At 70.7% G+C, this 8,230-nt stretch carries 7 protein-coding genes; 3 read left to right on the top strand and 4 right to left on the bottom strand.

The genetic code is table 11. The features are described from left to right. Positions 1-28: 28 nt before the first annotated feature. Positions 29-445: a nucleoside-diphosphate kinase gene (ndk, locus tag AB0E90_RS49195; RefSeq protein ID WP_360420334.1), complete on the bottom strand. Its 417-nt coding sequence runs from the start codon at positions 443-445 to the stop codon at positions 29-31. A 1,781-nt stretch (positions 446-2,226) separates the two neighbouring features. Between ndk and AB0E90_RS49200 the strand changes: the two genes are divergently transcribed. Further along, positions 2,227-2,652: a pentapeptide repeat-containing protein gene (locus AB0E90_RS49200; protein ID WP_360420350.1), complete on the top strand. Its 426-nt coding sequence runs from the start codon at positions 2,227-2,229 to the stop codon at positions 2,650-2,652. A 62-nt stretch (positions 2,653-2,714) separates the two neighbouring features. Further along, positions 2,715-3,059: a VOC family protein gene (locus tag AB0E90_RS49205; RefSeq protein ID WP_360420352.1), complete on the top strand. Its 345-nt coding sequence runs from the start codon at positions 2,715-2,717 to the stop codon at positions 3,057-3,059. A gap of 3 nt (positions 3,060-3,062) precedes the next feature. On the opposite strand, the gene AB0E90_RS49210 is transcribed toward AB0E90_RS49205, so the two are convergent. Genes AB0E90_RS49210 through AB0E90_RS49220 form a run of 3 tightly spaced genes read right to left on the bottom strand, consistent with a single transcriptional unit; the run spans position 3,063 to position 7,398 of the window. After that, the gene (locus AB0E90_RS49210) at positions 3,063-3,449 is read right to left on the bottom strand and encodes a DUF4233 domain-containing protein (RefSeq protein WP_360420336.1); all 387 of its coding nucleotides are present in this window, start codon (positions 3,447-3,449) and stop codon (positions 3,063-3,065) included. Next, positions 3,446-4,771, bottom strand: a complete 1,326-nt coding sequence (locus AB0E90_RS49215) for a folylpolyglutamate synthase/dihydrofolate synthase family protein (protein WP_360420338.1) — start codon at positions 4,769-4,771, stop codon at positions 3,446-3,448. The genes AB0E90_RS49210 and AB0E90_RS49215 overlap by 4 nt, the downstream gene beginning before the upstream one ends. Further along, on the bottom strand, positions 4,768-7,398 hold the full coding sequence (locus AB0E90_RS49220; protein ID WP_360420340.1) for a valine--tRNA ligase: 2,631 nt from the start codon (positions 7,396-7,398) through the stop codon (positions 4,768-4,770). Before AB0E90_RS49220 ends, AB0E90_RS49215 begins: the two co-directional genes overlap by 4 nt. A gap of 77 nt (positions 7,399-7,475) precedes the next feature. Between AB0E90_RS49220 and AB0E90_RS49225 the strand changes: the two genes are divergently transcribed. Further along, a complete protein-coding gene (locus AB0E90_RS49225) occupies positions 7,476-8,099 on the top strand; it encodes a hypothetical protein (protein WP_360420342.1) in 624 nt (207 codons plus the stop codon). Positions 8,100-8,230: the final 131 nt, after the last annotated feature.

Genomic DNA, 8,230 nt, shown 5'->3' on the forward strand with positions numbered 1-8,230 from the left:
GGCCAGATCTTCGGGCCAGATCTTCGGGCTAGATCTTCGGGAACCAGAGGGCGAGCTCGCGGGCCGCGCTCTCCGGGGAGTCGGAGGCGTGCACCAGGTTTTCCCGGTTCGACAGGGAGAGGTCGCCGCGGATCGTGCCGGCGGCCGCCTTGCGGCCGTCGGTCGTGCCGATCATCGCGCGGACCACCTCGATCACCTGGTCGCCGGCGAGCACCAGCGCCACCAGCGGACCGCTGGTCATGAACTCCTTGAGCGGCGGGTAGAACGCCTTCTCCACATGGTCGGCGTAGTGCTGGTCGGCGAGGCTCGCGTCCATCGTCCGCAGCTCCATTGCCTCGATCACCAGGCCCTTCTGCTCGAAACGCGAGATGATCTCGCCGAGCAGGCCACGACGCACCGCGTCGGGCTTGACGAGCACGAGGGAACGCTCGATGGGGCTGGTCACGAAATCCTCCAGATCGTGCGGGTGGGACGACACGCGCGAGGTTCAGCCTATCGGTACCTCGGTGGCGGCAAGCGACTACCGCACTTTCGCTGAGACCCGGCCGGGCAATAACCTGACGGTATCGAGCGGGAGGTCCACATTGGCAAACCAGACCGGCCGTCCCATCGCACCGGCGCGCAAGCTGGTGGCGGCCGTCATGGGCACCATCGCCGTCTTCGTCGTGGCGCTCGGCCTCGGCATGTCGAGCTGGGGGGTGGTGGTGTTCGGCTTGGCCGTGCTCGCCCTCAGTATCGCCCTGGGCATGGTCAATGTGGTGCGCCGCGGCGCCCGCGCCTGGGTCACCGGCACCGCCGAGGTCAAGGCGATCTCGCCGCCGCCCACCTCGTCGGCGGTCTACGGGCGCGCCGAGATCCAGGCCGTGGTGGTCGCGCCCGGGTTGCCCACCTCCGAGGTGGTCCTGCGGGAACCCCGCGTGCCGGTGGTGAAATGGCCGATGATCGGTGACACGCTCCCGATCACCGTCGATGTCGACGACATGCGCCGGGTCCGGATCAACTGGGACGAGGCGGCCCCGCACGAGCGGGGCGCGGACCCGCCGCCGCCACCGGCCACCATCTACGACCAGGCCGCCGACGACGAGGACGACCTGCTCGACAACGACCTGCTGGGCGACCCGGAACCACCGCCGTGGGCGAGCCGCGACCGGCAGTGGTCCGCCGACGAGCCGCCGCCCCCGCCCTCATCGGGCGCCGTGGAGACGGTCGTCGTCCACCACACGCCCGAGGGCACCATCGTCGAGGGCGAGCTGGTCGACCACGACGACACCCCGCAGCCGCTGCCCCGGCGCGCGCCGGGCGCGGCGACCGCCGCTGCCGCGGCTACCAAGCCCGATTCCACCGCCAGCAATGCCCCCGCGTCCACCGCCAGCAATGCTCCCGCGTCCACCGGCAGCAATGCTCCCGCGTCCACCGGCAGCAATGCTCCCGCGTCCACCGCCAGCAATGCTCCCGCGTCCACCGCCAGCAATGCTCCCGCGTCCACCGGCAGCAATGCTCCCGCGTCCACCGGCAGCAATGCCCCTACGGACACGGCGGCGGAATCCGCCGCCGGCCGGCCGGCCGGCACGCGGCCGCGGCCGCACCGGCGCGGAGGCACTGCGACCGCCACTGCCGAGCCGGAGACCACCACCGCCACCGCGGGGGCCGCGCCCCTGGTCGACGACGAGATCCCGACCGCCCCGGCGCAGCGCAGCGCTCCCCCGGCCGACGTGTTCACCGAGCCCGAGACGCGTGGCTCGGTGCGGCACGACGATCCGCCGGTCGACCTGCCGCTCGAGGACCCGGAGCCGGAGCCCGAGCCGCGCGGGTGGCGCCGGCCGGAGCCGACCGCCACCGCGACGACCGCGGCGCCCCCGCCGGCAACCACGTTCCCGACCGCCCCGGAGCCGGTGACGCCGCCGCCGGTCGCGCCCGAGCCGGAAACGCCGCCCCCCGCCGCCCGCCCGGCGGACTTCGACGAGTTCGACCTGCCGCTCGACGGCGACCCGGACCCGGCGCCCGAGACCACCGACCCGGCCGCGGCCGACGCCATTGACGAGGGCCTGATCGCCCCGCCGGTCGAGCACGAATACCGGCGGCCGCCGGCCCCCGACGTGGTCGATTCCAGCGATCGGCCGACTACCCAGTTCATGACCAACGCGGCCCACGACGCCGAGTCGGCCGCGGGCGCCGGCCCGGCGCGAACGGCCGAGGGCCGGTCCGGCGCGAGCGGTGTGGTCGCGGGTGCGGCCGCCGCCATGGGCGCCGCGGCGGCCTCGGTGTTCGCCGCCGTCAAGAAGGTCGGCCGCGATCACCGGGAAGACACCCCGCCGGACGACACCGCTCCCGAGCCGGTCGCGCACGCAACCGCTGTTCCCGAGCCGGAGCCGACCATCGCTCCCACCCCGGAGCCGGTCGCGGCTGAGCCGGTCGCGGCTGAGCCGGTCGCGGCTGAGCCGGTCGCGGCTGAGCCGGTCGCGGCTGAGCCGGTCGCGGCTGAGCCCGGCGCGGCTGAGCCAGAGCCGCCGGTTGCGCACTCCTCACGGGTGGAGGCCGAGCCGGTCGTGGCCGCGCCGGCGACCAGGGACGAGGTGGACACTCCCGACGTCGGGCCGTGGTCGGAGCCGCCGACGAGCGCCTCCGAGCCCGACGCACACGCCGACGACCTGATCACGGCGTATCCCAGCGCCCGGCCCGGCCCGGCCGGGGCGATCTACGGGGTGGGCATCACCGTGCTGGTCACCGATCTGGCCCGCTCGGTCTCGTTCTACCGGGACACGCTCGGCTTCTACGAGATCGACAGCGGCGACGGAAGTGCCGTGCTGGCCTCCGGCGACACCCGCCTGGTGCTGCGCACGGTGACCGACCTGTCCGCCGCGGCGGGCCGGCTGATCTACCTCAACCTCGAGGTGGGCGACGTCGAGGCGGTCTACGCCGAGCTGATCGCCAAGGGCGTGACGTTCCAGCACGCGCCGCAGCCGGTCAACCGGGGTGACCGGCTCGAGCTGTGGTCGGCCACGTTCAGCGACCCGGACGGCCACAGCGTGGCCATCACCCAGTGGCGCGCGATCAGGTAAGACTCAGCCCAGGATGCGCCGGCGCACATAGGCGGCGTAGCCCCAGGCGGCGCCGAAGATGATGCCGAGGACGGCCAGGGACCAGTGCAGCAGGCCGCACGCGACGAGCAGCGCCTGCAGCACCGCCCCGGCCGTCCATGCCCAGCGGCGCTTCATCACGCCGGCCAGCAGGATCGCCAGGACGGCGAGGCCGACCACCGCGCCGACACCCCAGCCGCTCAGATGACCGCCCATGATCCGGATCGGCTGGATGGCCAGGAGCAGGACGATCGCTTCGAGAATGAGCGTGCCCGCGCCCAGACCGCGTACGGCTGCCTGGGGGTTGCGCAAACCGGAGCGCGGCGCCGCCGCACCCGGCTCGCCCTCGGCCGAGGTTGCGTTCTCGGTCATCGCTTGAGCAGTTTCCGCGCGTCGGCGACCGTCACAACCGAACCGGTGATCAGCACCGCGACCCCGCTGAGCTCGCCCGACGTGTCCTCCTCGGCCAGCACCACGGCCTCCTGGATCGCGTCCGGCATGTTGTAGGCGACCGTCACCCGGTCCTCGCCGAAGAATTCGACCGCGAGCTCGGTGAGCTGCTCGACCGGCATCGAGCGGGGCGAGCTGTTCTGAGTGACCACGATGCGCGCCGCCACCGGCTCGAGCAGGTCGAGCAGGCCGGACACGTCCTTGTCGCCGAGCACCGCCACCACGGCCACCAGGTGGCGGAACGAGAACTCCTCCTCGAGAGCGGCGACCGTGGCGGCCATCCCGTGCGGGTTGTGCGCGCCGTCCAGCAGGATCGTCGGCGCGCTGCGCACCCGCTCGAGCCGGCCCGGCGAATCGACCTGGGCGAAGCCCTCCCGGACCAGCTCGATCTCGAGCTGCTTCTCCCGGCCGGCGCCGAGGAACGCCTCGACCGCGGCGAGCGCCAGCACGGCGTTCTGCGCCTGATGCGCCCCGAACAGCGGCAGGAAGATCTCGTCGTAGACCCCGCCCAGCCCCTGCAGGGTGAGCACCTGGCCGCCGACCGCCTGGGTGCGCTCGACCACGCCGAACTCGCGGCCCTCGCGGGCCACGGTCGCGCCCATCTCGGCGGACCGCTCGAGGATCGGCCGCATGGCCTCCTCGGTCTGCAGCGCGCTGATCACGGTGGCGTCCCGGTGGATGATGCCGGCCTTGGCCCAGGCGATGTCCTCGATGGTGTCGCCGAGCCACTCGGTGTGGTCGAGACCGATCGGCGTCATCACGCAGACGCCGGCGTCGATCACGTTGGTGGCGTCCTCCTCGCCGCCCAGCCCCACCTCGACCACGGCGATGTCGACCGGCGCGTCGGCAAACGCGGAGTAGGCCATCGCGGTCGTCAGGTCGAAATAGGTCAGCGGCTCGACGTTCCGCTCGTCGATCAGGTCGGCGAGCGGCGCGACGTCCTGATAGGTGGCGACCAGCCGCTCCTCGCTGATCGACTCGCCGTCGAAGCTGATCCGCTCCCGGATCGTCTCCAGGTGCGGGCTGGTGTAGCGGCCGGTGTGCAGGCCGTGCGCTCGCAACAGCGCGTCGATCATCCGGGCCGTGCTGGTCTTGCCGTTGGTTCCGGTCAGGTGGATCGCCGGGTAGGCCCGCTGCGGGCTGCCGAGCAGGTCCATCAGGTCCCGGATCTTCTGCATGTCGAAAACCATCCGGGTGAAGCCGCGCTTGTCCAGCGCGGCCACTACCTCGTCGTACTCACTCATGCTGTTGCCAACGCCGAAAGAGCCGCGCCAATTCTCGCCAGGTCGGCCTCGGCCGTGGCCAGGCGGTCCTTGATCTTCGCGACCACCTGCTCGGGGGCCTTGCCGATGAAGGACTCGTTGCCGAGTTTGGCGCGGCACTGTGCCGCTTCCTTCTCGGCGGCGGCCTTGTCCTTCTCCAGCCGGGCCCGCTCGGCGGCCACATCGATCGTGCCCCGGGTGTCCAGGTCGACGGTGATGCCGCCGGTGACCGCGAGGGTCGCGGTCGCGGTGAAGCTGTCGGTCGGCCGGTCGAGCCGGGCCAGCGAGCGGATCAGCTGCTCGTGCGTGTCGATCCCGACATTGCCGAGGCCGGTCAGCGCGGCGGTCACCCGCTGGGTCGGCTTGAGGTCCTGGTCGGAACGGAAGCGCCGCACCTCGGTGACGACCTTCTGCAACGCGGCCAGCTCCTCCTCGGCGGCGTCGTCGATCAGCGCCTTGTCGGCGGACGGCCACGCGGCCCGCACCAACGTCTCGCCGCCGGTCAGCGCGATCCACAGCTCCTCGGTGACGAACGGGATGACCGGGTGCAGCAGGCGCAGCAACTGGTCGAGCACGTGGCCCAGGACCCGCTGGGTCGGCGCGCTGCCCTCGGCCAGCACCGGCTTGCTCAGCTCCAGGTACCAGTCGCAGACGTCGTCCCACGCGAAGTGGTAGAGGGTGTCGCAGACCTTGGCGTATTCGTACGTCGCGAACTGCTCGTCGACCTCGCCGATCACATGCTGCAACCGCGACAGGATCCACTTGTCGATCGCCGACAGTTCCTCCGGCGCCGGAAGCGGACCCTCGACGGTGGCGCCGTTCATCAGCGCGAACCGCGTGGCGTTCCACAGCTTGTTGCAGAAGTTGCGGGAGCCCTGGCACCACTCCTCGCTGATCGGCACGTCCGAGCCCGGGTTGGCGCCACGAGCAAGCGTGAAGCGGGTCGCGTCGGCGCCGTACCGCTCGATCCAGTCGAGCGGGTCGACGACGTTGCCGAACGACTTCGACATCTTCTTGCCGTGCCCGTCACGGACCATGCCGTGCAGGTTGACCACGTTGAACGGCTGCACGTCATCCATCGCGTACAGGCCGAACATCATCATCCGGGCGACCCAGAAGAAGAGGATGTCGTAGCCGGTGACCAGCACACTCGTCGGGTAGAACTTGGCCAGCTCGGCGGTCTGCTCCGGCCACCCCATCGTCGAGAAAGGCCACAGAGCAGAAGAAAACCATGTGTCGAGTACGTCTTCGTCCTGGTGCCAGCCATCACCCGTCGGAGGCTGCTCGTCCGGTCCGACACAGACGACCTCGCCGGCCGGCCCATACCACACCGGGATGCGGTGACCCCACCACAGCTGACGCGAGATGCACCAGTCATGCATGTTGTCGACCCAGGCGAAGTAGCGCTTGGACAGCTCGGCCGGCTCGATGGCGACCCGGCCGTCGCGAACCGCGTCACCGGCCGCCTTGGCCAGCGGCCCGGTGTTGACGAACCACTGCAGCGACAGGCGCGGCTCGACGGTCGTCTTGCAGCGCGAACAGTGCCCCACCGAGTGCACGTAGGGCCGCTTCTCGGCGACGATCCGCCCCTCCTCGCGCAGCGCCGCCACGATCGCGGGCCGCGCCTCGTAACGGTCCAGGCCCTCGAACGGCCCCGGCACCGTCACCACCGCACGCTCGTCCATGATCGTGATGCTGGGCAGGTTGTGCCGCTGCCCGATCTCGAAGTCATTGGGGTCGTGCGCCGGCGTCACCTTGACCGCACCGGTCCCGAACGACGGGTCCACGTGCTCGTCGGCCACGATCGGGATGCGCCGCCCGGTCAGCGGCAGCTCCACCTCGGTGCCGACCAGGTGCTTGTACCGCTCGTCGTCGGGGTGAACGGCCACCGCGGTGTCGCCCAGCATCGTCTCGGCTCGGGTGGTGGCGACCACGATCGCGTCGGCGCCCTCGCCGTAACGGATCGAGACGAGCTCGCCGTCGTCGTCGGAGTGCTCCACCTCGATGTCACTCAGCGCGGTGAGACAACGCGGGCACCAGTTGATGATCCGGTTGGCCCGGTAGATCAGCTCGTCCTCGTACAACCGCTTGAAGATCGTCTGCACCGCGCGCGACAGACCCTCGTCCATGGTGAATCGCTCGCGGCCCCAGTCGACCGAGTCGCCGAGCCGGCGCATCTGCCCGAGGATCGCGCCGCCGGACTCCGCCTTCCACTCCCAGACCTTCTCCACGAACTTCTCGCGGCCCAGGTCGTGCCGGGAAAGCTGCTGAGCGGCAAGCTGGCGCTCCACCACGTTTTGGGTGGCGATGCCGGCGTGGTCCATGCCGGGCAGCCACAGCACCTCGAAGCCCTGCATCCGCTTGAGGCGGGACAGGGTGTCCTGGATGGTGTGGTCGAGGGCGTGGCCGACGTGCAGCGAGCCGGTCACGTTGGGCGGAGGGATGACGATCGAGAAGGCCGGCTTGTCGCTCGCCGGGTCGGCCGTGAAGTAGCCCGCCGAGACCCACGTCTCGTACCGCCGCTGCTCTACCTCGCCCGGCTGGTACTGGGCGGAGAGGCCACCGGTGGGCCGGCTGTCGGGGGTGCGGGTCTGGGTCGTATCGGTCACTCGACAAGTCTACGGAGCCGCGTGTGGAACACGAATTCGCACCTCCTACGGTGGGGGCGGATTGCTACGCTCGCGCAATGTCCGACGCCCCGATCGACATCGGCCCCGTCGACCTCATCGAGGAACAGCCTGAAGAGGCTCCTCGCCCGAAGTCGAAGGTGCGCACGATCGTCCTCTCGTCCCTGCTGGTCGTCGCCCTGGGCGGCACCGGCGTCCTGGGCTGGACCGCATGGCAGATCTCGTCCCAGAAGGACGCCAAGCTGACCACGCCGGACACGATCGGCTCACTGACCCGAGACCAGTCGGAAGACGCACAGTCCACCGCCGACTATCTGCAGACCGCGCTGGCCGCCGAGGTCGACCTCGACAAGACCGTCGCCGCGGTCTACACCTCCGCCGGCGAGAAGAACGTCCTCTTCTTCGGGGGCACGACCCTCTTCTGGACGCCGGAGGACGACCTCGAGACGGCCTTCAACCTGATCGCCGACAACCAGGGCGCCGTCACCGGCATTCATGATGTGCCGGCCGGCGATCTGGGCGGCGCGATGAAATGCGGAACGACGAAGTCGGACACGGGCGAGCTGCCGGTCTGCGGCTGGGCCGACCACGGGAGTCTCGCGCTCGCGATGTTCCCGAACCGCACCGCCGCCGAGGCCGCGCCGCTTTTCCAGCAGATTCGCAAGGCCTCGGAAAGCCGCTGAATTGCTTCGGAAATGCAGAAAGGCCCACCCCTCACGGGGTGGGCCTTTCTGTCACGTTGAGTCCGGCGGCGTCCTACTCTCCCACACCCTCCCGAGTGCAGTACCATCGGCGCTGGAGGGCTTAGCTTCCG

The sequence above is a fragment of the Actinoplanes sp. NPDC026619 genome (assembly GCF_040638295.1).
Taxonomy (GTDB): Bacteria; Actinomycetota; Actinomycetes; order Mycobacteriales; family Micromonosporaceae; genus Actinoplanes.